This window comes from Rudaea sp. 3F27F6 (assembly GCF_005503555.1).
In the GTDB taxonomy this organism is placed as follows: Bacteria; Pseudomonadota; Gammaproteobacteria; order Xanthomonadales; family Rhodanobacteraceae; genus Rudaea.
On record NZ_SCNG01000002.1, the window covers coordinates 586830 to 612048 of the forward strand.

The 25219-nt window shown below is 63.7% G+C and carries 17 protein-coding genes and 2 tRNA genes; 7 read left to right on the plus strand and 12 right to left on the minus strand.

The genetic code is table 11. The annotated features are described in order from the left end of the window. Positions 1-3: 3 nt before the first annotated feature. Positions 4-444, plus strand: a complete 441-nt coding sequence (locus FFS30_RS10370; RefSeq protein WP_137913057.1) for a hypothetical protein — start codon at positions 4-6, stop codon at positions 442-444. Here FFS30_RS10370 and FFS30_RS10375 read toward each other — a convergent pair. Then, positions 396-3158, minus strand: coding sequence for a TonB-dependent receptor (locus FFS30_RS10375; RefSeq protein WP_171014553.1), 2763 nt, complete (start codon positions 3156-3158; stop codon positions 396-398). The two genes, FFS30_RS10370 and FFS30_RS10375, sit on opposite strands and share 49 nt — an antisense overlap. 437 nt (positions 3159-3595) lie before the next feature. Here FFS30_RS10375 and FFS30_RS10380 point away from each other — a divergent pair, with 437 nt between their 5' ends. After that, positions 3596-4297, plus strand: a complete 702-nt coding sequence (locus FFS30_RS10380) for a protein phosphatase 2C domain-containing protein (RefSeq protein WP_137913059.1) — start codon at positions 3596-3598, stop codon at positions 4295-4297. A 25-nt stretch (positions 4298-4322) separates the two neighbouring features. Here the strand turns inward: FFS30_RS10380 and dnaQ are convergent, their stop codons facing one another. From dnaQ to FFS30_RS10395, 3 genes are read right to left on the minus strand one after another with little or no spacing between them, the layout of a single operon-like run. Beyond that, positions 4323-5024, minus strand: coding sequence for a DNA polymerase III subunit epsilon (dnaQ, locus tag FFS30_RS10385; protein WP_137913060.1), 702 nt, complete (start codon positions 5022-5024; stop codon positions 4323-4325). Beyond that, positions 5021-5482, minus strand: coding sequence for a ribonuclease HI (gene rnhA / locus FFS30_RS10390; protein ID WP_137913061.1), 462 nt, complete (start codon positions 5480-5482; stop codon positions 5021-5023). Before rnhA ends, dnaQ begins: the two co-directional genes overlap by 4 nt. Continuing rightward, a complete protein-coding gene (locus tag FFS30_RS10395; protein WP_171014554.1) occupies positions 5473-6159 on the minus strand; it encodes a methyltransferase domain-containing protein in 687 nt (228 codons plus the stop codon). The genes rnhA and FFS30_RS10395 overlap by 10 nt, the downstream gene beginning before the upstream one ends. A gap of 228 nt (positions 6160-6387) precedes the next feature. On the opposite strand from FFS30_RS10395, the gene FFS30_RS10400 reads away from it, so the two are divergent. Further along, positions 6388-7848 carry a LysM peptidoglycan-binding domain-containing protein gene (locus tag FFS30_RS10400; RefSeq protein ID WP_137913063.1) on the plus strand — a complete coding sequence of 487 codons (1461 nt, stop codon included), beginning with the start codon at positions 6388-6390 and terminating at the stop codon, positions 7846-7848. 83 nt (positions 7849-7931) lie between these two features. Next, complete coding sequence (locus FFS30_RS10405) at positions 7932-8714, plus strand: enoyl-ACP reductase (protein ID WP_137913064.1); 783 nt, start codon at positions 7932-7934, stop codon at positions 8712-8714. A gap of 142 nt (positions 8715-8856) precedes the next feature. Here the strand turns inward: FFS30_RS10405 and FFS30_RS10410 are convergent, their stop codons facing one another. The 7 genes from FFS30_RS10410 to FFS30_RS10440 all read right to left on the minus strand — a co-directional run bounded on the left by FFS30_RS10410 (position 8857) and on the right by FFS30_RS10440 (position 16060). Next, entirely contained in the window at positions 8857-10770 is a 1914-nt protein-coding gene (locus FFS30_RS10410; protein WP_137913065.1) for a SurA N-terminal domain-containing protein, read from the minus strand. Positions 10771-10958: 188 nt separating this feature from the next. Then, a tRNA-Asp gene (locus FFS30_RS10415) sits at positions 10959-11035 on the minus strand. An 86-nt stretch (positions 11036-11121) separates the two neighbouring features. Then, positions 11122-11196 (minus strand) — tRNA-Val (locus FFS30_RS10420). A 17-nt stretch (positions 11197-11213) separates the two neighbouring features. Next, on the minus strand, positions 11214-11486 hold the full coding sequence (locus FFS30_RS10425; protein WP_137913066.1) for an HU family DNA-binding protein: 273 nt from the start codon (positions 11484-11486) through the stop codon (positions 11214-11216). A gap of 318 nt (positions 11487-11804) precedes the next feature. Beyond that, on the minus strand, positions 11805-14288 hold the full coding sequence (gene lon / locus FFS30_RS10430; RefSeq protein ID WP_137913067.1) for an endopeptidase La: 2484 nt from the start codon (positions 14286-14288) through the stop codon (positions 11805-11807). A 221-nt stretch (positions 14289-14509) separates the two neighbouring features. After that, complete coding sequence (locus tag FFS30_RS10435; protein ID WP_137913068.1) at positions 14510-14953, minus strand: DUF4399 domain-containing protein; 444 nt, start codon at positions 14951-14953, stop codon at positions 14510-14512. Between the two features lie 87 nt (positions 14954-15040). Continuing rightward, complete coding sequence (locus tag FFS30_RS10440; protein WP_137913069.1) at positions 15041-16060, minus strand: alpha/beta hydrolase; 1020 nt, start codon at positions 16058-16060, stop codon at positions 15041-15043. Between the two features lie 147 nt (positions 16061-16207). On the opposite strand from FFS30_RS10440, the gene FFS30_RS10445 reads away from it, so the two are divergent. Further along, the gene (locus tag FFS30_RS10445; RefSeq protein ID WP_249352372.1) at positions 16208-18031 is read left to right on the plus strand and encodes an ABC transporter ATP-binding protein/permease; all 1824 of its coding nucleotides are present in this window, start codon (positions 16208-16210) and stop codon (positions 18029-18031) included. Between the two features lie 11 nt (positions 18032-18042). On the opposite strand, the gene FFS30_RS10450 is transcribed toward FFS30_RS10445, so the two are convergent. Continuing rightward, a complete protein-coding gene (locus tag FFS30_RS10450) occupies positions 18043-19059 on the minus strand; it encodes a LacI family DNA-binding transcriptional regulator (RefSeq protein ID WP_137913070.1) in 1017 nt (338 codons plus the stop codon). Between the two features lie 324 nt (positions 19060-19383). Between FFS30_RS10450 and pgmB the strand changes: the two genes are divergently transcribed. Continuing rightward, positions 19384-22479, plus strand: coding sequence for a beta-phosphoglucomutase (gene pgmB / locus FFS30_RS10455; RefSeq protein WP_249352374.1), 3096 nt, complete (start codon positions 19384-19386; stop codon positions 22477-22479). A gap of 77 nt (positions 22480-22556) precedes the next feature. After that, entirely contained in the window at positions 22557-25184 is a 2628-nt protein-coding gene (locus FFS30_RS10460; protein WP_137913072.1) for a TonB-dependent receptor, read from the plus strand. Positions 25185-25219 lie beyond the last annotated feature (35 nt).

The window sequence follows — 25219 nt, forward strand, 5'->3', positions numbered from 1 at the left end:
CTTATGAGCGTGGCGCGTGGCGTGGAAATCGCGGTCGTCAAAACTGACGATGAAGTTAAGATTTTCCAAATCATTGGCTACAGAAGGATTGCATCGGCGTGTCGATCCGATGTCACTCAACCTCGATATTTTGTTAATTTTTCAACAAAAACAGAAAATTATGCGACGATTTTCATAGCCTCTCGCGCGAAGCCTGCTGGCGGAGGCGAAGCCGTGGCAAAGATGTTTCCTGACAGAATTTGTCAGGTTTCAGGTCGGCAGGCGGCGCACGACGAACACATGGCCGAGCGCAGCGGCGCTCCGGCAAGAGGATGCGCAAAACAAAGCCGCCTGCGAACACACGGTTCGCAGGCGGCGGGTTTTCAACGAAAGATAAGGAGAGAAGCGAGCCCGGCTTACCAGGCCCACTCCATGCCGAGGCTGAACTCGCGGCCGCGGCGATAGCGCAGGGTGGTCAGGCCACCCTGCGTGTAGTTCACGTCCGGGTCGAGCAGGTTGCGTGCCTGGATTTTCATTTTCCAGCGCTCGGAGAACACCCAGGATGTCACTAAGTCGACCTGGCGGAACGGCTCTTCGTAAATGTCCGGCACGCCGTGCTCGCCGGCCTGCGAGATGCGCCGGCCGAAGACGTTGAACAACAGGGTCGATTCGAGCTTGCCGTCTTCGGAGCGGTAGCCGAGCTGCAGGTTGGCGACGTACGGCGACTGCCCCTGCAACGCGCGCCGCGTCGAGGTCTGGATGCCCGCGTTCGCGCCGAGATCGACCTGCGATTCGATGCGCGCGTAGTTGAATCCGGCGTAGAGCTGTTCGAGCGGCAAGCGGCCAATCGCGCCCTTGTCGATCCACGACCAACGCCGCAGTTGCGCCAGGCTGCCCGTGTAGTCGATTTCGATGCCGCGATTCCTCGCGTCCGCCGCGTTCTTCAGTTCGAGCAGCGCGCCGGTGCCGGCCTGGTTCACGCGCTCGATCGGATTGTCGAAGCGCTTGTCGAACAAGGCGACGGAAAACGATTCGGTGTCAGAGAAATAATATTCCCAGCGCAGATCGAGATTGCGGATTCCGGTCTGCTTCAAATCCGGGTTGCCGCGCGTGGCGATGTCGAGTTCGGGATCGATGAACTGCGCGCGGCTCATCTCACGGAAATCCGGGCGCGATACGGTCTTGCTGAAACTCAGGCGCAACTGCGCGCCTTCGGCGTAGGCCCAGGTGAACGCCGCGGTCGGCAGCCAGTTGACCTGGTTGATCTCGCCGATGATCGGCGTCGGGTTCGGCGCGAACAATTGGTAGGTCTCGACGCGCTGCAGATTGTCCTCGCGGCGCACGCCGATATGCAGTCGGTAGCGATCGGCCCAGTTCAGTTCGGTGGCGAAGTAGCCCGCATCAAGTTTCTGCCACGCCCGATACGCGTCGGTGGCTTGAGTGACTTCCTGCAGCAGGAGCCCGCCCGGCCGGATGTACTCGGGCGTCAGCACGTTCCAGATGTCGGGCGGCGCATCGGCCGGGCGCGAGCCGCGGAATTGGAATTTGCGGATGTACGAGCCGCGCCCGCGCGAAACGCGATCAAGACCCGTCTGCAGAGTCGCCGTGAAATCGTCGCTGAGCCGCAGCGGCAGCTTGGCGTCGATGCGCTTCTCGATCATCGTGTCGCCGAGGTAGGCGAACAACTGATCGTTGTTGTTCGATCCGCGCGCGAAAGCGAAGCTGCCGTCGTGTGCTTGTTCGTACTTGTAGCTGCGCGTGTTCGGCTCGTCGCGCGTCACTCCGGAGTGCGAATAAAGCCAGTCAACTTCGAGATTCGACAGCGCGTCGAACTTGTGGTCGCCGTGAACTTGCTTCACCGTCAGCGCGTTCTCGATCCAGCGCAGGCGATAGTTGTGATCGCGGTCGGTGGCCTGCGTGTCCCAACCTTCGTCGATGCGCGTCTCGTCGCTGGCCTGACGGATCTTCATGAAGGTGATGCCGACGTCGTGCTGGCGGCCACGCTTGGCGCCGAGGCTGACGAGGGCGCTCTGATCGATCATGCGTTCGGTGCGCGAGCGCTCGAAGTCCGAACGCTGTTCGAGCTGCCCGAGCGCGAGCGAATAAGAACGGCGCTGCTCTTTGCGCGTAGCCCATTCGTGCGAGTAGCGCAGCGCGCCGAGATAGCCGAGCGACCAGCCGCCGACGTCGAAGGAATCGCCGACGCCGAAGCCGAACACCGCGCCCGGATCGATCTCGCTCTTGTACGTGCGATAACCGCGCGCGGCGACCTGCTCGCTGACTTTTTCGCGCGCCGCGGGGTCGGTCGGAAACGGCGTGATGCCGTCGGGAAACTTGCGCGCGTCGAGGCCGTCGCCGAGCCAATCCTTGCCGCCGCCGCGATAACGCAGCCCCTGATCGCCCGTGGTGCCGTCGAGATATTTGCCGGTCAGCGCCACGTTCAACTGGAAATCGTTGGGCGCGCCGCGGCTGTTCAGGCCGACCGTGCCGCCGGCGAATTCACCGGGCATGTCGGCCGAGTAGGATTTCTGCACAGCGATGCTGCTCAGCACCGAGGTCGGAAACAGGTCGAGCGGCACGACGCGGCGGGTCGGATCGGGCGACGGAATCTGCGCGCCGTTGAGGACCACGCTCGAATAGCGCTCGCCGAGGCCGCGCACGTAGACATGCTTGCCGTCGACCAGACTCAGGCCGGTGACGCGCTTCAGCGCCGCGCCGACGTCGGAATCGCCCGCGCGCGAAATCTGCTCGGCACCGAGGATGTCCACGACCTGCGGCGAGTAGCGCCGATCGAGTACGACGGCGGTGTCCGAGCCGTCCTTGATCGCCTGCCCTTCCACGCTGATCGCGCCGAGTTCGTGCTGCGCATCGCCTGCACCGGCGGTTTCGGCGTGCGCCCGTTTCGACGACGGCAACAGGCGCACGTCGAGCGTCGCTCCGGCGCTCTTCACTACGCTCACGCCACGAAATATTTGTTCCTCGAATCCGTCTGCGCGCACAGTCACATCGTGCGAACCGTCACCGAGTAGCAATGCGTAGCGGCCGTCGGCGCCGGTGAGCGCAGAAAGATCTCTTCCTGCTACCGAAATTCGCGCATTCGCCACGGGCTCGCCGTTGGCGTCGGTAATTCGACCGATCAATTTTTCCGTGACCGCTGTCGCGGAGGCGGCGGGAATCACACTCTCTTTGTTTTCCGCCGAAGTAGGAACCGGATTGTCTAGCTCAGCGGCAAGCAAGGCCGCCGAAAATACTGCGCGCAGCATGATTTCCCCATACCCGAGAAGATGTATGCCCGGCGCCGACGCACTGCGCAAACAAAACGCAAGCGTGCCGGTTACCCCGCCGTAGCACTCGTCAGCCTAGAGTCGGCAATTTGCAACCAGATGACGGCGGCAACTGCGTGCCGCCGAAAACAGCGCGCATCGCTGCCCGCCGTTGCATCGATTCGACGTGATGAATCTGGCATATCCACTGCGAACAGCGTCGTGTCTTTTTTGCTTGCAGCCCTAGCCCCACGCCTGCATGCTATGTCCACCGCACCCGGCCCGGAGCGGAATGCGCCGCGCAACGAGGGATGCGCGCGCCTCGCCCGGCCTGGTCAAAACCAGACAACCACATGATCGAATTCGGACACGGCACCCACATCGGCCTGCGCCGCGAACACAACGAAGACACTTATTACGCGGATGCCGACATCGGTCTCTGGCTCGTCGCCGACGGCATGGGCGGGCACGCGCACGGCGAAGTGGCCAGCGCGCTCGCACGCGATGCGGTCGTGCGCGAAGTCGGTTCGGGCGGCAGCCTCGCCCAAGCAGTGCAGAGCGCCGACGCGGACATACTGCAAATATCCGGCCGCCGCTCCGAAGCGCTGCCGATGGGCACGACGATCGTCGCCCTGCACGTCACCGGCGGCGAATACGAGGTCTGCTGGGTCGGCGACAGCCGCATCTATCTATGGGACGGCGCGCTCAAGCAGGTTTCGCAGGATCATTCCTACGTGCAGGAACTGATCAAGCAGGGTGCGATCACGCAGGAACAGGCGCGCACGCATCCGCACCGCAACGTGGTCACTCAGGCGCTCGGCGTCACCGATCCGCAAAGTCTGCGCGTGGAAACTCTGCGCGGAAATTTCGCACCCGGCATGCAGGTGTTGCTCTGCTCGGACGGACTGACCGAAGAAGTCGACGACAAGCAGATCTCGGCGATTCTTGCGCGCGAAGATCTGTCCGCGCAGGAATGCGTCGACCATTTGATCCTCGCCGCGCTCGACGGCGGCGGTTCGGACAACGTCACCGCCGTGCTCGTGCGCAATCGCTGACGCGAGCGCTATTCCCCGGCGGCGCTCACTCGCGCAGCCAGCGGCAGTTTTCCTTGCTGGTCTTCTGGATTGCGGCGAGGCGCGCCTCGTGCGCAGCCAGCTCGGCCGGATCGGCGCGGCGCACGCGGATCGCCGCGTTGACGATCGTCGAGACCGCCGCGCGCACGCGTTCCTTGGCCGGCTCACTCTGCAGTCCCAGGCCGAGATCGCCCTGCCCCGCGGTCATCGCCAGATAAACGTCGGCGAGCAACTGCGCGTCTAGCAATGCGCCGTGAAGATCGCGATGACTGTTGTCGACACCGAGGCGTTTGCACAGCGCATCGAGATTGTTCTTCTGCCCCGGAAATTTTTCGCGCGCGAGCAGCAACGTATCGAGCACGCTGACGCGCTCGACGATCCGCACGGGCTGTTCGAGACGGCCGAACTCGGCGTTGAGAAAACCCATGTCGAAGCTCGCGTTGTGCGCGATCAGTTCGGCGCCGTCGATGAAGGCGAGAAATTCGTCGGCGACGTCAGCGAACAGCGGCTTGTCGACAAGGGAATCGTCGGTGATGCCACTGACTGCGGTCGCGCCCTCGTCCATCTTGCGCTGCGGGTTGACGTAGCGGTGGAACTCGCGTCCGGTCGGCCGGCGCTCGAGCAGTTCGACGCAGCCGATCTCGACGATGCGATGGCCCTTGTTGACTTCCAGGCCCGTCGTTTCGGTATCGAGCACCACTTGTCTCATAGTCTTTGTTCCTGCGCGGTCAGCGCTTCACTGCGGGCGCGCTGGTCGACGCGCTCGTTTTCCTCATGGCCGGAGTGGCCGCGCGTCCAATGCCATTGCACCTTGTGCGGCGCGCAGGCGGCGACGAGCCGCTCCCACAGATCCTGATTCTTCACCGGCTTCTTGTCGGCGGTGCGCCAGCCGTTTTCGCGCCAGCGCGGCACCCACAATTCGATACCTTGCTTGACGTACTGCGAGTCGGTGGTCAGGCGCACGCTCGACGGCCGCTTCAGCGCTTCGAGCGCGCCGATCGCACCCATCAGCTCCATGCGGTTGTTCGTCGTATCGGCATCGTGGCCGCTGACCCACTTTTCCACGTCTTTGTAGCGCAGCAGCGCCGCCCAGCCGCCCGGGCCCGGATTGCCGAGGCAGGCGCCATCGGTGAACGCCTCGACCACCGCGGACGCGCTCATGCGCATTCCCGGTGCGCGCCCGGCGCGAGCTGCGGACTGCGTGCGAGTTCGCGCGCGTCGCGGCGCAGGCGCAACGGCGTCAGCGCGCTGCGCCGCTTGCGCGCGAGCAGCAGCCAACTTCCGCGGAATCCGGCCAACGCGTTCGCGCCGAATCCGCTCGCGGCGTCGCCGGAGTGAGCCGGCGCCGTCTTCGACCATGGCGACAGTGCGCCGAGATATCGCGCCTGCAGGATGTCGATGCCCTGGCCGCCCATCATGGCGGCGCAGCGCTGCGCCGACCTCGACTTGAACGGCATGCCCGCACGCGCGGCCTTGCCGGCCAGCCACGGCTGCCACAGGCTCAACGAATTGAATCCGAGCACGAGGAGCACGCCTTCCGGTGCGAGCACACGCGCCAATTCGCTCGCGCAGGCGGCCGGGTCGTGCAGCCGCTCGAGCAGATGCTGGACGACGACGAGCTTGCAGCTCTCGCTCGCCAGCGGCAGTTCGTCGGGCAGGCAGGAAAGGCTGCCGCGCAGCTGGCGTCCGTCGTCGAGGGCGAGATCGAGCATCACGCCGAGCAGATGCGCAGGCAGAGCGGCCGGTGTTGCGGCGTGTGCGCGCAGAAACAGCCCCGCGGTGCCGTAGACGCCGGCGAGAATCGGCGCCAGCGCCGCCAACTCCTGCTCGAGCAATCGCTTCACCGCAGCGTGTTGGTAGAAAGAACTCGAATCGAAAGACATGAAAACACGGGCTTTGTGATGCGGCGCGCGGTGTCGAATTAGAGCAGATTTACGTTGCTGAAACTTGGATGAATTGAATCGTTAAAATATCGTTATGTCTTTATGACTTTTTAATGGCATCGAATCCAGTCGCTGTTATAGTCCGCCGGTCGTTTTGACTGGGAACCCCCAATCGCATGAATTCCGACCATGGCATCCACGGTCGATAGCACACAGCGGCTCGCACGTCGCGAGCGGCGCATGCTTGCGGTCAGCGCTTGTTGCGCGACCTTGGGCAGCGCCTTCATCCTGCTTGCCGCGTGCAGTGCGCCGGCCGTCCGTCATGCGGCCACCGAACCCGTGGTGCAGGCGCCTGTGCCGCCGGTGTCCGTACCGGATCTCGCGATCGAACCGAAGTCCTTGCAGCCGCCGGCCAAGCCGGCGTCGCCGTGGCCGCGCCTGCGCGAGCGCTATGCGATGCCCGGCTGCGACTACAGCCCGACGGTGCGCCAGTTTGCCAGCCAGATGGCGTCGAGCCCCGCGCATCTTACCGCGGCGTTCAAAGAAGCGATGCCGTTCCTGTTGATCGTCGCCGATCAGGTCGAAAAATTCGACATGCCGGGCGAGTTCGCCTTTCTGCCCTGGGTCGAATCGAGCTACACGATGATCCCGGGCCGCGGCGACGGCGTCGCCGGCATGTGGCAGTTGATGCCGTTCACCGCGCGCGAGAACGGCCTGCGTGTCGATGCCGAGTACGACGGCCGCCTCGACGTCACCGCGTCGAGCCGCACCGCTCTCGGCCTGCTCAAGCAGTACAAGGAAAATTTCGGCGATTGGCGCCTCGCCAATATGGCGTTCAACGCCGGCGAGAACAGCCTGCGCGCCGCGCTCGGCAGGCGACGCAGCATCGCCACGGGCGAAATCGCCAAACTGCGCCTCAATCAAGTCAATTACGAGCATCTGACCAAGCTGCTCGCCGTCTCCTGCATCGTGTCCGCGCCCGAGCGCTATCACGTCGAACTGCCGGAACCGGAAGCCGACGACGTGCTCACCCAGCTCGAACTGCCCGCGCCGGTCGATCTGCGTCTCGCGGCAAAGCTCGCCGGCATGGATTTCGCCGAACTGCAGCGGCTCAACCCCGCCTATCTCAAGGTGCGCATGCCCGAGCGCGGTCCGTACCATCTGCTCGTGCCGGCGACGCAGCGCGCGGCGGTCGAGCGTACGCTCGGCATGCTGCCGCAGTACGCCTGGCAGAACTGGCACGAGGCCAGACTGCAGCAGCCGCAGAACCTCGATACCCTGAGCATGGCCTACGACGTCGATGCGACCGCTCTTGCGCGGGTCAACCGCGTCGATGCCGCTTCAAGAACCCTCCCCGCCGGCACGCGCCTGATGCTGCCCGGTCGCGGCGGCGAGGCGTCTCCGGCCGTCGCCTCGGTGGCACCCGCCACGGTCAGCGTCGCTGCAAAGACATCCGATGCGACGCGCACGCAGGCGGCCGGCGAAGGTACCTGCACGGTGCGCCCGGGCGACACGCTGTGGGACATCGCCCAGCGTTACGGCGTGCGCATGGAAGATCTCCTGCATTGGAATCGCCTTTCGCGCAACGCCACTCTGCGCCTCGGCCAGAAGCTCATGCTCAGCGCGCCCGAACGCGAAGCCATGCGCTGACGATCCGCGTCGCCAGCGCCTAACCCAGTCCGCTCTCTGTGCCTGCGCTAAAATGGCGCGACACACGCTATGACGGAGAACACATGGGATTTCTGCAAGGCAAACGCGCGCTGATCACCGGCATTCTGAGCAACCGCTCGATCGCCTGGGGCATCGCGAAAGCGATGCACCGCGAAGGCGCCGAACTCGCCTTCACCTATGTCAACGACAAGCTCAGGCCGCGCGTCGACGAAGCGGCGAAGAACTTCGGCTCGAATATCGTCCTGCCTTGCGATGTGACCAGCGATGCGCAGATCGCGCAATTGTTCGCCGACCTCGGCCAGCACTGGGACGGCTTCGATATTCTGATCCATTCGATCGGTTTCGCCCCCGGCGAAGCGCTGGCCGGCGAATTTCTCGACGGCCTCACGCGCGAAAACTTCGCGATCGCGCACGATATTTCCGTATACAGCCTGCCCGCGCTGACCAAGGCGGCGCGCCCGCTCATGCAGGGGCGCAACGGCGCCATCCTCACCTTGACCTATCTCGGCGCCGACCGCGCGCTGGCGAACTACAACGTCATGGGCCTGGCCAAGGCCAGCCTCGAATCGTCGGTGCGTTATCTCGCCTACAACCTCGGCCCCGAAGGAACGCGCGTCAATGCGATCTCGGCTGGCCCGATCAAGACCCTGGCCGCCGCGGGCATCGCCAACTTCCGCAAGATGCTCGATCACGTCGAGCAGAACGCACCGCTGCGCCGCAGCGTGACGATCGACGAGGTCGGCAATACCGCGGCGTTTCTGTGCTCGGATCTCGCGTCGGGCATCACCGGCGAGATCACTTATGTCGATGCCGGCTACAACACCCTCGGCATGACCGGACTTTGAGCCGAGACAGAGGGCCGAACGCGACAAACGGAAACAAAAAAACCCGTGCGAACGTTGTGTTCGCACGGGTTCATATTGTCGAATCCTTGTAGCCGTCGATTCGCGTCGAGCAATACTCGACGCGGCAAAGCACGACAGCCGCTTACTGCAGCATGCGTTCTTCGGCGACCTTCACGTCCGCTGACTTGCGCAGCGCGTCGAGGAACCCGCGCACCGCGTCGTTCGAGTAGCCGGCTGCGAGCTGATTGCGCGCCGCTTCCTTCGATTTCGCATCGAGCTTGGACGGATCGGCATCCTTGACCGAAGTCAGGGCGACGAGCGCGTAGGCGTCGTTGGCGAGAGCGACTTCGGCCGTCGTCGGCTTGTCCGCCGCCGGCCGCGCGAGCTTGAACACCTCGCCGACGAGCTTACCGTCGAGATTCGCCGCATTGCGGCCGATGTCCTTTTCCTGTTCGACCTTGGCTTTTGCCACGGCCGCAATCTGGTCGAGCGTTTCGCCCTTCTGCAGGCGCGCATACAAGGTGTCAGCCTGCTCCTTCGCCTGTTTGGCGAGCTGCTCGGTGACGAGCTTGCCACGAATTTCCTCGCGCACCTGGTCGAGCGACTTCGGCGCGGGCTTCTCGTGCTGATCGAGATGCACGAAGACGACGTGATTCGGCGCCAGCGTGATCGTGTCCGACGTGCCGCCTTCGACGAGCACGGTCGGCGAGAACGCCGCCTTGAGCACCGCCGGATTCGCGGCAATGCCTTCGCCGCCCGCGCGCGTGAACAGCGTCGTCTTCTGCAGCGGCAAGTTGAACGTCTTGGCGACGTTGGTCAAGGACGGATCGTTGCCGAGCGTGTCGACGAGCTTGCCCGCCAGCTCACTGTAGCGGCGCGCGTTCTCAGTCTCGAGATACTGCTTGGTCAATTCGGCCTTCACCTCTTCGAACGACTTGACCTTGCCTTCGCGCACGTCGCGCAGCTCGATGATGTGATAACCCTCGGGCGACAGCACCGGATCGGAAACGTCGCCCTTCTTCATCGCCCATAGCGCGGTCTCGAACGCCGGATCGGTCAGGCCCTTGTCGAGCCAGCCGAGGTCGCCGCCCTGCGATTTTGAACCGAGGTCGTCGGATTTTTCCTTCGCCACCGCGGCGAAGTCCTTGCCCGCCTTGATCTCCGCTTCGATCGCCTTGGCCTTCTCGAGCGCGGCTTTCTGCGCGTCGGCGTTGGCGTTCTTCGCCACCTTGATCAGGATGTGCGAGGCCTGGCGCTGCTCGGCCGTCGTGAACCTGGCCTTCTGGTCCTCGTAGCGCTGCTTGAGCACCGCCTCGTCCGGAACCAGGTCCGCCTTCATCTTCGCCGCATCGAGCTCGACATAGTCGAGCGACACTTTTTCCGGCGTCATGAATTCGGCGGCGTGATCCTTGTAGAACTTCTCGATGTCCGCGTCGGCGATCTTGATCGCGTCGGCGGCGGGCTTGTCGAGCTTGATGTAGCTGAAGTCGCGGGTTTGATCGCGCAGCTTGAGATAGCTGTCGATCTCTGCATTCGTCACCACGTTGCTTTGCGCGAGATCGCTCGGCAACTGGCGCGTAGCCAGATCCTTGATGACGTCGTCCTGGAACGATTCTGCCGTGCGCCCCGCCGCCTGCAGGCGCATGCGGTACACATCCGCATCGAATTTGCCGTCGGTCTGGAACGCGGGAATGGCTTCGATCGCCTCGCGAATCTGACTCACCGGCACCATCACGCCGAGCTTCGCGTTGGCGTTGGCGAGCAACTGATCGTTGATCAGCTGTTCGAGCACCTGATGCTTGCGCTCCGGCGTGTCGAACGCGGCTGCGTCGAACTGCGCGCCGAAGGCCTGCTGCATCTGCGAGCGATAGCGGTTGTAGGCTTCGCGGAACTGGTCCTGGCTGATTTCCTTGCCGTCCACCTTGGCGACAAACGTCTCGCTCTTCGGATTCATGTACTGCTCGATGCCGAAGAATCCGCCGAAAACGATCACGACGATGCCGAGAAGAATCTTGGCCGCGATACCGGAAAATTTGTCGTGCAATGTCTGCAACATGGGGAAATCGCTTCTTTTGAAAGTACGGCCGCGACGACCGCTGCTTGATCTTTGCGTTCGAGGCGAACGCGCCAAACACCCTTTATTAAGGCGGCCTCGCAGGACCGCTTCTTATTTTTGCGCTCGCGGACGCATGCGCAAGCGAGTGCAGATAAAACAAAGGCGCCTTGCGGCGCCTCGTTTTTTAGTGGCGGAGTGGACGGGACTCGAACCCGCGACCCCCGGCGTGACAGGCCGGTATTCTAACCAGCTGAACTACCACTCCGCGCTAACTTTCGAAATCCGGCGTGGAATTGAGTGCCGGACTTCATTTTGCCTATACCGCTACGAGTGGTGCACCCGCATCGAGTTTGGTGGGTGCTGAGGGTTTCGAACCCCCGACCCTCGCCTTGTAAGGGCGACGCTCTACCGCTGAGCTAAGCACCCCTTGGCAGGCGAGCCGCTTAGTTTAGAGCATCCTTGAGCGCTTTACCAGCCTTGAACGACGGATTTTTCGAGGCCTTGATCTTGATCTGCTGACCGGTACGCGGATTGCGGCCCGTGCGCGCGGCGCGCTTGCGCGCGAGGAAGGTGCCGAAACCGACGAGCGCAACCGTGTCGCCCTTCTTCAGCGCCTTCGTGATCACTTCGATCACGGCTTCAACTGCACGGCCCGCATCGGCCTTGCTCAGTTCGGCCGAATCGGCCACCGCGGAAACGAAATCACCCTTGTTCATGTTATGTCTCTCCCGAAAAGGAATTGGCGAGCGCTCGCCGTTAGGTAATCGAAATCATACGAGGCATGTGCAGGCGTCGATGATCTTTCGCTTGCTCGCCTCGTTACCCCGCGTCATTCGCGCCGAGCCAAATGGGCTGAAGCGAAGTGCGGCGCGAACTTTATACCAGCCCTCCCCAATGCGCGCAACATCAATTGCGATGCGCCCTGCAGCGATTTTCAGCACTGCGCGAAGACGATCGTTTTGCGCAAAAACCGCTTGACAGGGTGGTCGGGAATTTGCATGCCGACGGCGTCGCACCGGCATGTACGAAGGGGGTCAATGCGGCCGCACCACCGCCGAACCGGCCGGCTCCTCGACGGCCGGTTCCGATGCTGCATTTTGCGCATTTTCCACTTTTTCAGGCAGCGGCGAGAGCGGGCGCTCGAGCGCGATGTCGAGCACCTCGTCGATCCAGCGCACCGGCTTGATCTTGAGCGACTCGGTCACGTTCTTCGGAATTTCTGCCAAATCCTTCTCATTTTCTTCCGGAATGATCACGGTCTCGATGCCGGCCCGATGTGCGGCAAGCAGTTTTTCCTTGAGCCCGCCGATCGGCAACACGCGGCCGCGCAGCGTGATCTCGCCGGTCATCGCGACCTCGGAACGCACCGGCACCTTGGTCAACGCCGATACGAGCGCCGTGCACATGCCGATGCCCGCGCTCGGACCGTCCTTCGGCGTCGCGCCTTCGGGCATATGGATGTGAATATCGTATTTCTGATGGAAGTCGGACTCGATGCCGAGCCGCTCGGTGCGCGCGCGCACGACCGACAGTGCCGCCTGGATCGATTCCTTCATTACGTCGCCGAGCTGTCCCGTGTTCACGAGGCGCCCCTTGCCGGGCACGATCGAGGCTTCGATGCTGAGCAGTTCTCCGCCCACCGACGTCCACGCCAGCCCCGTGACCAGGCCGACTTCGTTCTGCAGTTCTCGGCGCCCGAACTGGAATTTCTGCACGCCGAGATAGCGGTCGAGATTCTTGCTATCGACCGTCACCTTGCCGCGCTTCTTCTCCGCCTTGCCCGCCTTCTTCACCTTGTCGGCGACGAGAGTCAGCTCGGTCACGACTTTGCGACAGATCTTAGCAATCTCGCGCTCGAGGTTGCGCACGCCCGATTCGCGCGTGTAGTAGCGGATCATGTCGCGCACGGCCTCGGTCTTGACCGAGATTTCCTCGACACGCAGACCGTTCGCCTTGACCTGCTTCGGCAGCAGATAGCGCTCGGCGATATTGATTTTCTCTTCTTCGGTATATCCGGGGATGCGGATCACTTCCATGCGGTCGAGCAGCGGACCCGGAATATTGAGCGAGTTCGCTGTTGCGATGAACATCACTTCGGACAGGTCGAAGTCGACCTCAAGGTAATGGTCGTTGAACGCATGGTTCTGCTCGGGATCGAGCACTTCGAGCAGGGCCGAAGACGGATCGCCGCGGAAATCCATCGACATCTTGTCGATTTCGTCGAGCACGAACAGCGGATTCTTCGTGCCGACCTTGTTCAGATTCTGGATCAGGCGCCCCGGCATCGAGCCGATATAGGTGCGGCGATGGCCGCGGATCTCGGCCTCGTCGCGCACGCCGCCGAGCGACATGCGCACGAACTTGCGCCCGGTCGCTTTGGCGATCGACTGGCCGAGCGAGGTCTTGCCGACACCGGGCGGTCCGACGAGGCACAGGATCGGGCCCTTCATCTTCTTCACGCGCGACTGCACGGCGAGGTATTCGACGATGCGCTCCTTGACCTTCTCCAGGCCGAAGTGGTCGGCGTCGAGCACCTCTTCCGCGGCCTTGAGGTTTTTGCGCACCTTGCTGCGCTTCTTCCACGGCGCGCCGACGAGCCAGTCGATGTAGTTGCGCACGACCGTCGCTTCCGCCGACATAGGAGGCATCTGCTTGAGCTTGTTCAGCTCCGCGCGCGCCTTCTTTTCGACCGGCGGCGGCATGCCGGCCTTGTCGATCTTCTTGGTCAGCTCTTCGATTTCGTTCGGCGCATCCTCGCCCTCGCCCAGTTCCTTCTGGATCGCCTTCATCTGCTCGTTGAGGTAGTACTCGCGCTGGCTCTTCTCCATCTGCGACTTGACCCGGCCGCGGATGCGCTTCTCGATCTGCTGCACGTCGATCTCGCCGTCGACGAAGCCCATGAGCATTTCGAGGCGGTCGGCGACGTCGGCGGTTTCGAGCACGCGCTGCTTGTCCTGCAGGCGGATCGACAGATGCCCCGCGATCGTGTCGGCGAGACGGCTGGTGTCGTCGATGCCCGACAAGGTCGCGAGCAATTCAGGCGGAATCTTGCGGTTGAGTTTGACGAACTGCTCGAACATCGATACGAGCGAACGTGAGACGATTTCGATCTCGCGCGGCTCGCGCGTATAGATCGACTCGAGCGAGCGCGCATAGCCGGTCATGATGCCGTCGCGCTCGGAGAAGCTCGACACTTCCGCGCGCATCAGCCCTTCCACGAGCACTTTGATCGTGCCGTCGGGCAGCTTGAGCAATTGCAGCACCGTCGCCACGGTGCCGATCGAATACAGATCACCCGCCTGCGGGTCGTCCGTGTCCGGGCTGCGCTGGGCAACGAGCAGGATGCGCTTGTCGCCTTCCATCGCCATATCCAGCGCACGCACCGACTTTTCCCGCCCGACGAAGAGCGGTATGACCATGTGCGGATAGACGACGACGTCGCGCAGCGGCAACACCGGCAATTCGTTGATGTGCGACAGATGCTGCTGAACAGGCTGGTTTGAAGCGGGATTGGCCATTAGGTTTCCTGGAAACTTTGTCGTCCGCGCCGCCGGTATCGCCCTGCCAGAAATCGGACGAGACGAGGTTGACGCGGGATCACTATCCCGTCAAGTGTGGACGATCGCTCAATTTGCAAGCCGTCCACGGCCGCCCGGGAAGCGGCGCCCAATGCGGCGCCGCACAGGGAAATTCCATGGCCTCGGCCGGCCCGCAGACAGGGGCCGGCCCGATGGCTGGATCACTTCACATGTACGGTGATCTTCTTCGACACGATAGGTGGATCGAACTGCACGTGGGCGAGATCGGCGAAATCGAGCTGCAGGGTGTGGTCGCCCGGCGCCAGCTTGATCGTGTCCTCAGTCTGTCCCTTGCCGTAGTGTTTGTGATTCGCGTCCGCCGGAATCGGCAGATTGCCCGGCGGCAGTTCTTTCACGTCGATCAGCAAATGATGATGTCCCGTGTTCGGCGTGGGATCGCCGGCCGGCTTGATCTCGATGCCCTTGACGCCGAACTTGACCGTGAATTCCTGCCCCACGGTTTCGCCGTCCTTCGGCGAGACAATGAACACCGACGCGCCGGCAGGCGCCTTCTTCTGCTCGACGCCGGCCGGCTTGGCCGCATCCTGGGCGAAAGCGAAACCGGCAACGAGCAGGCCGGCCGCGAGCAAGATCGAATTACGCATGACATATCTCCACAGGCGAGAGGGGGCGTTCATCATACCCTCGCCAGGCGAGCGCTGCCGAAACTCCAGTTCAACGAAAAAAGCGAACTAGCCGAGCGCGTAGTTCCTCACGTTGTCGCGCAACGCCTGCACGAACTGCTGCGGATTTGTGAAACAAGCGAAGTGGCCGCCGTCGATCGCGACGAATCCTTTTGCCGGAGCATGTACCGTCTCGACAAAAGCTTCTGCCGCCGCGGTGGAGACGACGTGATCGTCGCGGCCCTGGACGACGAAGAACGGCACCGGAATTTTCCGCTCGAGCTTGCGCGCGTCGAAGCTCGTGATCGTGCGCCACAGCTTAGGCCCGGAAAATTCCCCACCGGCAATCCAATCCGCGGCGTCGCCCTTTGCATCGGCGATCGAAGGGCCGATAAAACCGCCCTGAACTCTCTTGAGATAGTCGAGATCGCCCAGCGTCATGCGCCACCTGTTCGACGCAGCAAGACGTTTGCCGTCATCCGCGGAGAGAGCCGCAGCGGCATCGAGCGCCTTGAGGGCAGCCTTGTCACCGGCGGCCTCGGCCTGGGCACGGGCGTAGCGTTCGCGATCTTCGATCGAAAGCTGCCAGTTGACCGGCTGCCCGCTGCCAACCAACGCCGCGAACGGCGCCGCGTCGCGCTGCACGGCGGCGAGGCCGAGGATCGCGCCCCACGAATGTCCGACCACGATCAAGCGCTTCTTGCCCAATCGCCGGCAGGCATACGTGGCGACTTCGATGGCGTCCTGGGCCATGCGCTCCAAACTCACGTCGGGTGTCGACTCGCGATACTTCGCATAAGTCTTGCCCGACCCGCGCTGGTCCCAATTGACGACGGTGAAATCGCTTTCCCAAGGCGCGAACTCCTTGAGGAACGGCGACTGCGCTTCCGCCGGACCGCCGTGCAGGAAAAGCAACAACGGATTCTCGCGCCACATGCCGCGGATCGAAATCCATTGCTCGATGCCGCCGATGCGGACATAGCCGCTCTCTTCAACGGACCGGGCCGGCGCCGCGCGCGAACGCAGCGAAGCGAGGACGGGCAAGGCGCCCACACCGAACACGATGCGGCGCCGCGACAAGTCGATCATGGCTGCTCCGATAAGTCGGCGGCGCGCGCAGAGTAGATTCCGCAACCAGCGCTTGGAACTGCTGGAAGTCACGATCCGGCATCGGAACCACTGGATCGACGCGGCAGCCGCTTGCGAAATGGCCGCCGACGCCTCACATTGACGGCGATGAATTCCCCCGAACCTGTGCAGCGCGCGACCCTGGTCGGCGCCTTCCGGCGCTTGATGCCGACCGTATGGCGCTATCGCGGGCGCGTGTTGGCCGCGCTGGCTTTTCTCATCGTCGGCAAGCTCGCCAACATCGCCGTGCCGGTCGTGCTCAAGCATCTGGTCGACGATCTCGACGTGGCGCCCTCGCCGCTCGTCATTCCGCTGCTGCTGTTGATGGCCTACGGCGCGCTGCGCCTGTCGACCTCGTTCTTCCAGGAATTGCGCACGATCGTTTTCGCACGCGTGCTCGCACGCACCTCGCGCGAGATCACCCTGCGCGTATTCGCCCACCTGCACAATCTGAGCCTGCGCTTCCATCTCGACCGCCGCACTGGCGGCGTCGCGCGCGACGTCGAGCGCGGCATGACCTCCGTGTCGGATCTGCTCGACTGGACGATCTACACGATCCTGCCGACCCTGTTCGAGATCGGCGTGATCTGCACGATCCTCATGGTCAATTACGACTGGAGCTTTACCGCGATCACCCTGGCGACGATCGCCGTCTACATCGCCTTCACGTTCTCGATGACCGAATGGCGCCTGCGCTTCTATCGCGCCGCGAACGAAGCCGACACCGAGGCGAACGCGCGCAACGTCGACGCCCTGCTCAATTACGAGACGGTCAAATACTTCGGCAACGAAGAGCACGAGCTCAAGCGCTTCGATGTCAGCCTGCGCAACCTCGAGGAAGCGACGGTGAAAAGCCAGAAGTCGCTCGCCGCGCTCAACATCGGCCAGACCGCGATCGTCGCGATCGGCCTGACCCTGTTGCTGTGGCGCGCGTCGGCGGGCGTGGTCGCCGGCACGATGAAGATCGGCGACCTGGTCATGGTCAACGCCTTCCTGATCCAGTTGTCGATGCCGCTCAACTACCTCGGCATGGTCTATCGTGAGGTCAAGCAGGCGCTCACCAATATCGAGCGCATGTTCGGCCTGCTCGCCGAGCCGCAGGAAATCCGCGACGCGCCCGACGCGAAACCGCTGGCCCTGCACGGCGGCGACGTACGTTTCGACAATGTCAGCTTCGGCTACGACGCGCAGCGGCGCATTCTCTACGACGTGGATTTCTCCATTCCGGCAGGCAAGACGGTCGCCGTCGTCGGCACCACGGGCGCGGGCAAGTCCACACTCTCGCGCCTGCTCTACCGTTTCTACGACGTCGACGGCGGCGCGATCCGCATCGACGGCCAGGACATCCGCTCGGTCACCCAGGATTCGCTGCGCAATGCGATCGGCATCGTGCCGCAGGACACCGTGCTGTTCAACGATTCGATCTACTACAACATCGCTTACGGCAAACCCGAGGCGACGCGCGAAGAAGTCGTCGCCGCTGCGCGCGCCGCGCACGTCCACGACTTCATCGCCAGCCTGCCGCAGGGTTACGACACCGGCGTCGGCGAACGCGGGCTGAAACTCTCGGGCGGCGAGAAGCAGCGCGTCGCGATCGCACGCACCCTGCTCAAGAACCCGACCATCCTCGTGTTCGACGAGGCGACCAGCGCGCTCGACACGCGCACCGAAAAAGTCATCCAGGCCGAGCTTGCCGAGATCGCGCGCGAGCGCACGACGCTCGTGATCGCACATCGCCTGTCGACCATCGTCGACGCCGATGAAATTCTCGTTCTCGACCACGGCCACATCATCGAACGCGGCAATCACACGCACCTGCTCGGCCTCGGCGGCCGTTATGCGGCGCTGTGGGCGATGCAGCAACAGACCCGCGAAACTACACCGGCCTCGCCTTCGCCGTCGGCGTCCACCGAAGAATTCGTCGTCGCGTAGACGACCGGGCTTCAGGTCGCGCGCACGACCAGCCGGCTCGGCAGGATCTCGGAAGACACCGATTCACCGCGGAACAGCGCGAGCGCCTTGCGCGCCAGCAGCACTCCGCCTTCGTGCCAGTTTTGGTGGACCGACGACAGCGCGGGAATAAAAGCCGCGCCGAGCGGCGTGTCGTCGTAGCCGATCACGGAAACGTCCTCGGGCACGCGCTGGCCGTTCTCGATCAACGCACGCACCGCACCCATCGCGAGCAAGTCGTTGCAGGCGAACACCGCGTCGAAGCGCGCCTTCTTGCGCAGCAGCGCATGCACCGCCTCGAATCCCGATTCGGCGGTGAACGCTTTGTGGTTGACGACCAGCGGCGCGATGCCGTGCTTCTTCAGATGCCTGACGAAACCGGTATGGCGCTCGGCCATTTCCGCATGATCGGTGTCGCCGAGAAAAACCGGATGATGCCGGCCAAGCGAGACGAAACGTTCGGCCGCGTTCGCGCCGCCGAGGCGGTTGTCGCTGCCGACGACCACGTGCGCGTCGTCCGCGCCGGGCGCGCCCCACACGACCATCGGCAGGCGCAGGCGATCGAACAGATGCACCGCTTGTTGCTTCGCGCCCTGGCCGAGCAGGATCACCGCGTCGGCCGCCTGCACCGCCGGCGCAAGCGCGCCCTGGCGTGTGGTCAGCAGCACGCTGTAGTTCGCCGTGGCGAGTTCCTGGGCGATGCCGCCAAGCAGTTCGAGCGGATACGGATCGGACATCGGCCGGTTGACGCTCGGCGTCATCTCGACGATCACCGCGATCGTGTGGCTTTGGCGCAGACGCAGGTTGCGCGCACTGACGTTGAGTTTGTAGCCATGTTCGGCGGCGAGTGCGCGCACCTTGTCGCGGGTCTGCGCCGAGACGATGCCGTTTTCGGAAAGCGCGCGCGACACGGTGATCTTCGAGACCCCCGCGAGCTTGGCCAGATCGGCCATCGTCATCGCGTTTTCCGCCGCGATCGCGGGCCTGCTGCTGCGGTTGGATTTGGCCATGCGCCGACTACGCCCGATCTTCGATCGGCTCCGCCGACCTCGCGCCTTAGTGTGGCGTTTCGCTGCCGGCACGTCCAATTTACCGCCGCTTTCGTGTGCGTCCGCAGCAAATGATATCGGTATCTTGATATCGATACCATTTGCTGTTACGTTTTCGCGAACGACAGCGTCGGCGGTCCGCGAAAGGGGTTCACGCACCAGCCGCGCGCGAACATGGGAGGGAATATCGATGCACCTGCAAAGGTTCGATGCGCTGATGCGCGCGTCTTCGCCGGCGTCCGCGGGATTCCGCTCCACGTCATCCGCTGCGATCGGGATCTGCGCGTGAACGATACGGTTCCTGCCGCGCCGTCCGCAGCGATCCGCAGTGCAGATGCCGCTGCGTCCGCCACGTTGCCGGCACGCGACGCACGCCGCATCACCCAGACTCAATGGCAGCCCGACCAGGCCGCGCGCGACGAAACTCTGTTCGCGCTCGCCAACGGCGCACTCGGTGTGCGCGGCGGCCTCGAAGAATCCGCGAGTGCGACCCAAGGCAGCTTTATCGCCGGCGTCTGGGAACGCAGCGCGATCGACTACCACGAGCGCCATCACGGCTTCGCGCGCACCACCGATACGCGTGTGCCGGTCGCCGACGCGACGGCGATCCGCATTTTCCTCGACGATATCCTGGCCGACCCGGCACAGGGCCGCGTGCTCGCCTTCGAGCGCACGCTCGACCTGCACGCGGGCACCTTGCTGCGTAAGCTGACTTTCCAGACACCGACCGGCGCCACGTTCGAAGTGCGCGCACAGCGCATCGTCGCACTCGCCCATCCGGGCCTGCTCTGTCTGCGCTGGACCTTGCGCTCGCTCGACTACGCCGGCCCGATCGCGCTCGAATCCGCGATCGTCGGCGACGTCGCCGCGGTGGCACAGGGTGACGATCCGCGCTTCGGCACAGGCGCGGGGCTCGCGCTGCAAGTCACCGACGCGGCGGCCGACGCACACGAAGCGCGGCTCGCGCAATGCACGCGGCAGAGCGCGATCGGCGTCGCCTGCGTGCAGCGCCATCGCGTCGTCGGCGCTGCCTTCGCCGCCGCCGAAGCCGACGCGAACGCAGCGCGGCAATGGTTCGTCGCCGAGATCGCCGCAGGCGAAGAAATCACGATCGAGAAATACGCCGCCTACGCCTGGACTCTTCCGGGCGGCAGTGAATCCGCCGCGGATTTGTATAAATCGGCACAAAGTACACTCGATGCGGCGATGCCTCTCGGCTTCGATGCGCTTGCGCGCGCCCAGGCCGACGAAGTCGCCGCGTTCTGGCGCGGTGCCGACATCGGTGTCGACACCGCAGACGGCCGCGATGAGCAGGCGCTCGCCTTCAACTTGTTCCATCTGTTCCAGTCGGCCAACCGCGACGGCCGCGGCGGCATTGCGGCCAAGGGACTGACCGGCGAAGGCTACGAAGGTCACGTGTTCTGGGATTCGGAAACTTTCGTCCTGCCGGTCTTCGCCTTCACCGCCCCCGCGCTGATGAAGCCGTCGCTGGTCTGGCGCTATCGCGCGCTCGAACGCGCACGCCTGCATGCGCGCGAAATGGGCCATGCGCGCGGCGCGCTGTATCCGTGGCGCACGATCGCGGGGGACGAATGTTCGGCGCATTACCCTTCGGGTTCGGCGCAGTACCACATCAATGCGGCGATCGCGTTCGCCGTGCGCCTCTACGTCGATGCAACCGGCGACCGCGCCTTCCTCGCCGAGATGGGCGCGGAAATCCTGATCGAGACCGCGCGCATCTGGCTGCAGATCGGTTACTTCAATGCGCGCCGCGACGGCGCGTTCTGCATCTGCGCGGTGACCGGGCCCGACGAATACACCGCACTTGTCGACAACAACTACTACACCAATCGTATGGCGCAGGAACATCTGCGCTACGCCGCGGCAACGATGCGCACGCTAGAAGCGCAGTCGCCTGATGTCTATGCCGCGCTCGCAAACAAACTGGCGCTGAGCGCCGCGGAAATCGCCGAGTGGTCGCACGCGGCCGAAGCAATGTACCTGCCCTACGACGAAAAACTCGGCATCGTCGCCCAGGACGACACCTTCCTCGACAAACCGTTGTGGGACGTCAAGGGCACTCCGCCCGAGAAATTCCCGCTGCTGATGCACAACCATCCGCTGACCTTGTACCGCCATCAGGTGTGCAAGCAGGCGGACGCGCTGCTCGCCTTCGTTCTCGCCGATTCGGCCCAGGTCGATCCGGCGGTGAAGCGGCGCAGCTTCGATTACTACGAAGCGATCACCGTGCACGACTCGACTCTGTCGCCGTCGACTTTCGGCATCCTCGCCGCCGAACTGGGCTATGCCGACAAGGCGCAGGAGTACTTCCACGAAAACCTGCGCATCGACCTCGACGACCTGCATGCGAACACCAGCCACGGCGCGCACATGGCCGCGATGGCCGGAAGCTGGCTCGGCCTCGCCTGGGGCTTCGGCGGCCTGCGCGTGCGCGACAGCGCGCTGCATTTCGATCCGATTCTGCCGCCCGGCTGGCGCGGCTACCGCTTCGGCCTCGTCTGGCAGGGCCGCAAACTCGACATCGCGGTCGCGGCAAACGCCGTGACCTACACCCTGCGCGACGGCGCCACGCTCGACATCTTCCATGGCGACACACGTGTCGCTCTCGTCCCGCGCGAAGCACAAACCCTCGCGCTCGGCGAGCATGCTCTACCGAATCCCCAATCCCGAATCCCCAATCCCCGCTCCTACAACGCCCTGATCTTCGATCTCGACGGCGTACTCGCCGATACGGCGCATTTGCACCACGCCGCCTGGAAGCGCCTCGCCGGCGAACTTGGGCTGGCATGGGACGATGCGATCGGCGAGCGGCTCAAAGGCGTCGACCGCATGGCCTCGCTCGATATCGTGCTTGGCGATGCGGCGAAAAATTATACGAGCACGCAGAAGCACGAACTCGCCGAGCGCAAAAACGGCTACTACCGCAAAGCGATCGAGAGCTTCTCGGCGAACGACCTGCTGCCCGGCGCGCTCGATGCGCTCAAGGCCGCGCGCGCCGCCGGCCTGAAGATCGCCCTCGCCTCGGCAAGCCGCAGTGCCAAAGAACTCGTCGAGCGCATGGGCGTCGCCGGCTTGTTCGACCACATCGTCGACTCGGCCACGATCGCGCGCGCCAAGCCCGATCCGGAGATCTTCCTGCGCGCCGCGGCAGCGCTCGACGTCGATCCTGCCAACTGCCTCGGTATCGAGGACGCGCAGGCCGGCGTCGCCGCGATCAAGGCCGCCGGCATGACCGCGCTCGGCATCGGCGATGCGCGCGTACTCACCGATGCCGATGCGGTGCTGCGCGATCTGACCGAATTCGATCTGGAGAAATTCGTTGTGAAAAAACCCGTGGAAACGCTGTCTGCAAAAACCTGACCGCCGCGGACCCGCAACGCAGAATTCGCGGGCCGACGGTAACAACAAAACATATTCATATTTTGGAGGGAGAACCCATGAAGCGAACGAACACCACGCACGCGAACGCGCCGTGCCCAAAAACGATTCGGCTGGCGCTGACCGTCGCGATCCTCGCCGCACTGACTCCGATGATCGCGCTCGCCGCCGATGCCGCACCGGCGCCATCGCCCGATCCGCAAGCCGCCGCGGCGGCCGCGCCCGCCGCCGCGCCGAAAAACGCCGCGCAGGCGGCGAAGACCGAAACCCAGACCCTCGAAGGCATGGTCGTCACCGGCTCGGCCTCGAACAACGGCGTGAAGAAGATCGACGCGAGCTACATCATCACCGCGGTCAACGCCGAGCAGATCAAGCAGGCCAACCCGAAGAGCACCGCGGACCTGCTCAAGGTCTCGCCTGGCCTGTGGCCTGAATCGACCGGCGGTCAGACCGGCGCGAACATTGAAATCGCCGGCTTCCCGGGCGGCGGCGACGCGCCCTACTTCACCACGATGATGATGGGCTCGCCGCTGTACGGCGCGCCGACCCTGTCGTTCTTCGAGACGACCTCGGCGTTCCGCCTCGACGACACGATCGAGCGCGCGGAAATCGTGCAGGGCGGCCCGACCGTCGTGCTTGGCCCCGGCCAGATCGGCGCGACCGCGAACTTCATCCTCAAGCAGGGCACGAGCGAGCCGTCCGGTTCGATCGGCATCACCTACGGCGACGAAGGCCTGTGGCGCCTCGACGGCTTCTACGGCTTCAAGATCGCCGACGGCTGGTACGGCAGCATCGGCGGCTTCTGGCGCACGTCCGACGGCGTACGTTCGCCGGGCTTCAAGGCCGACCAGGGCGGCCAGCTCACGGCGACCTTGACCCACGATCTCGACAACGGTTCGTTCACGCTGTACGCGCGCCGCATCGACGACAAGAACCAGTTCATCACGCCGATTCCGCTGCACCAGAACAGTCCGGGCAATTTCAGCGCTTATCCGGGCTTCGATCCGCTGACCAGTACCTACTACAGCAAGGCGATGCAGAACGTCACGCTGCAGGGCGCGTACGGCCCGGTCAACGCCGACCTCGGCAACGGCCGCGGCGCGAAGATGAATTTCTTCGGCGGCAACTTCGACTACGAAATCGCCGGCTGGTCGATCTCGGACAAGTTCCTCTACAACGAAGGCGACATGAACACCAATGCCCTGTTCTCGGGCAACAACACCAAGCCGCTGAGCTACTACCTCTACGGTTGCAACATTCCGAACGGAGTGTTCTGCGGCCCGGGCGGCAAGCCGCTGGATTCGGACAATCTCAACCTTGCCGCAGGCACGCCCTACTCGGCTGTCTATACGACCGGCGGCAATGTGCCGCTCACGCAAAGCGTGGTGCACCAGGGCTGGTGGTACATCCAGAAGCATCTGAAGAACCTGGTCAACGACCTGCGCGTCAGCCGCGAGATCTTCGAGGGCAATACGCTGACCGTCGGCCTGTATCTCGCGCACTACACCGACGACGACAAGTGGTCGCTCGGCAATCAGATGCTGATGAGCAATACGCCGAACGCCAAGCCGATCGTGCTGAGCTATCAGCAGAACGGGCATACCTACTACGTCTCGAACAACCAGGGTTTCAGCGACTTCAACGGCAACTACAACATTGCCGAGAAAGGCAGCGCCAACAACAAGGCACTGTACATTTCCGATTCCTGGCGCGTCGACCGCTGGCTATTCGATGCCGGCATCCGCGTGGAGAACCAGCAAGCCCATCTGCTCGTGTGCAACCAGAGCAAGAGTGACCTCGATGGCAATCCGTACACGCTGTACGACAATCTAGTTCCGTCATGCAACGGCACGTTCACGCGTACCGACTACGACAAGACTCATCCGGCGTTCTCGGTCGGCGCAAACTACGAGATCGCCGACAACATGTCGGCCTATGCGCGCGCGACCAAGGGACCGCATTTCGGCGACTTCGACAACACCCTGCGCGGCAACGCGACCGGCAATACGCCGCCCGTGCAGAAGCTGCAAAGCTTCGAGATCGGCTACAAGTTCCAGAACGAATGGATCTTTGCCGACATCAGCGCCTACCATCGTCAGTTCAGCGGCCTGACCTATCAGCCGACGACGCAGAGCGGCGTGCCGACCGGCCCGACTTCGGTCTACGGTTCGGATTCCAAGGGCGTCAACGTCACCGGCTATGTTTCGCCGTTCGAGAATTTCCGCGTCGATTTCACCGGCAACTACCAGGACGGCAAGTACTCGCACTACAACGCCTGCCAGACCTATACCGACGTCAACACGGGCGAGCAGCTCTGTGCGGTGATCAACGGCGTGCAACTGCAGCGTCAGCCGAAAGTGCGCTTCTTCCTGACGCCGAACTACCGGATTCCGTTCGAGTGGGGTTCGTTGATGGCCTTCGTCACCTACACGCACGTCGGCGACCACACCCAGGATCTGTCCGGCCTGCAACAGCTCGGCAGCTACAACACCTGGGACTTCGGCGTCGTCGCCAACGTCGGCAAGAATTGGGAGTTCCGCATGCAGGGCACGAACCTGACCAACGAGCTCGGCCTGACCGAGTCGAACTCGCGCTTCTTCGGCAACACCGCGGGCGTCGACGGCACCATCCTCGCGCGTCCGCTCGAAGGCCGCGAGATCAACGTGCAGGCGAAGTACAAGTTCTGATCGCTGGCGGTTTGTTCGTCCTCTCCGACGAGCGG

Excerpts from the sequence above, each read along its gene's own strand:
- FFS30_RS10370 (WP_137913057.1), top strand. The coding sequence starts at position 4 with ATGAGCGTGGCGCGTGGCGTGGAAATCGCGGTCGTCAAAACTGACGAT.
- FFS30_RS10380 (WP_137913059.1), top strand. The coding sequence starts at position 3,596 with ATGATCGAATTCGGACACGGCACCCACATCGGCCTGCGCCGCGAACAC.
- dnaQ (WP_137913060.1), bottom strand. The coding sequence starts at position 5,024 with ATGAGACAAGTGGTGCTCGATACCGAAACGACGGGCCTGGAAGTCAAC.
- rnhA (WP_137913061.1), bottom strand. The coding sequence starts at position 5,482 with ATGCGCATGAGCGCGTCCGCGGTGGTCGAGGCGTTCACCGATGGCGCC.
- FFS30_RS10400 (WP_137913063.1), top strand. The coding sequence starts at position 6,388 with ATGGCATCCACGGTCGATAGCACACAGCGGCTCGCACGTCGCGAGCGG.
- FFS30_RS10405 (WP_137913064.1), top strand. The coding sequence starts at position 7,932 with ATGGGATTTCTGCAAGGCAAACGCGCGCTGATCACCGGCATTCTGAGC.
- FFS30_RS10410 (WP_137913065.1), bottom strand. The coding sequence starts at position 10,770 with ATGTTGCAGACATTGCACGACAAATTTTCCGGTATCGCGGCCAAGATT.
- FFS30_RS10425 (WP_137913066.1), bottom strand. The coding sequence starts at position 11,486 with ATGAACAAGGGTGATTTCGTTTCCGCGGTGGCCGATTCGGCCGAACTG.
- lon (WP_137913067.1), bottom strand. The coding sequence starts at position 14,288 with ATGGCCAATCCCGCTTCAAACCAGCCTGTTCAGCAGCATCTGTCGCAC.
- FFS30_RS10435 (WP_137913068.1), bottom strand. The coding sequence starts at position 14,953 with ATGCGTAATTCGATCTTGCTCGCGGCCGGCCTGCTCGTTGCCGGTTTC.
- FFS30_RS10440 (WP_137913069.1), bottom strand. The coding sequence starts at position 16,060 with ATGATCGACTTGTCGCGGCGCCGCATCGTGTTCGGTGTGGGCGCCTTG.
- FFS30_RS10445 (WP_249352372.1), top strand. The coding sequence starts at position 16,208 with ATGAATTCCCCCGAACCTGTGCAGCGCGCGACCCTGGTCGGCGCCTTC.
- FFS30_RS10450 (WP_137913070.1), bottom strand. The coding sequence starts at position 19,059 with ATGGCCAAATCCAACCGCAGCAGCAGGCCCGCGATCGCGGCGGAAAAC.
- FFS30_RS10460 (WP_137913072.1), top strand. The coding sequence starts at position 22,557 with ATGAAGCGAACGAACACCACGCACGCGAACGCGCCGTGCCCAAAAACG.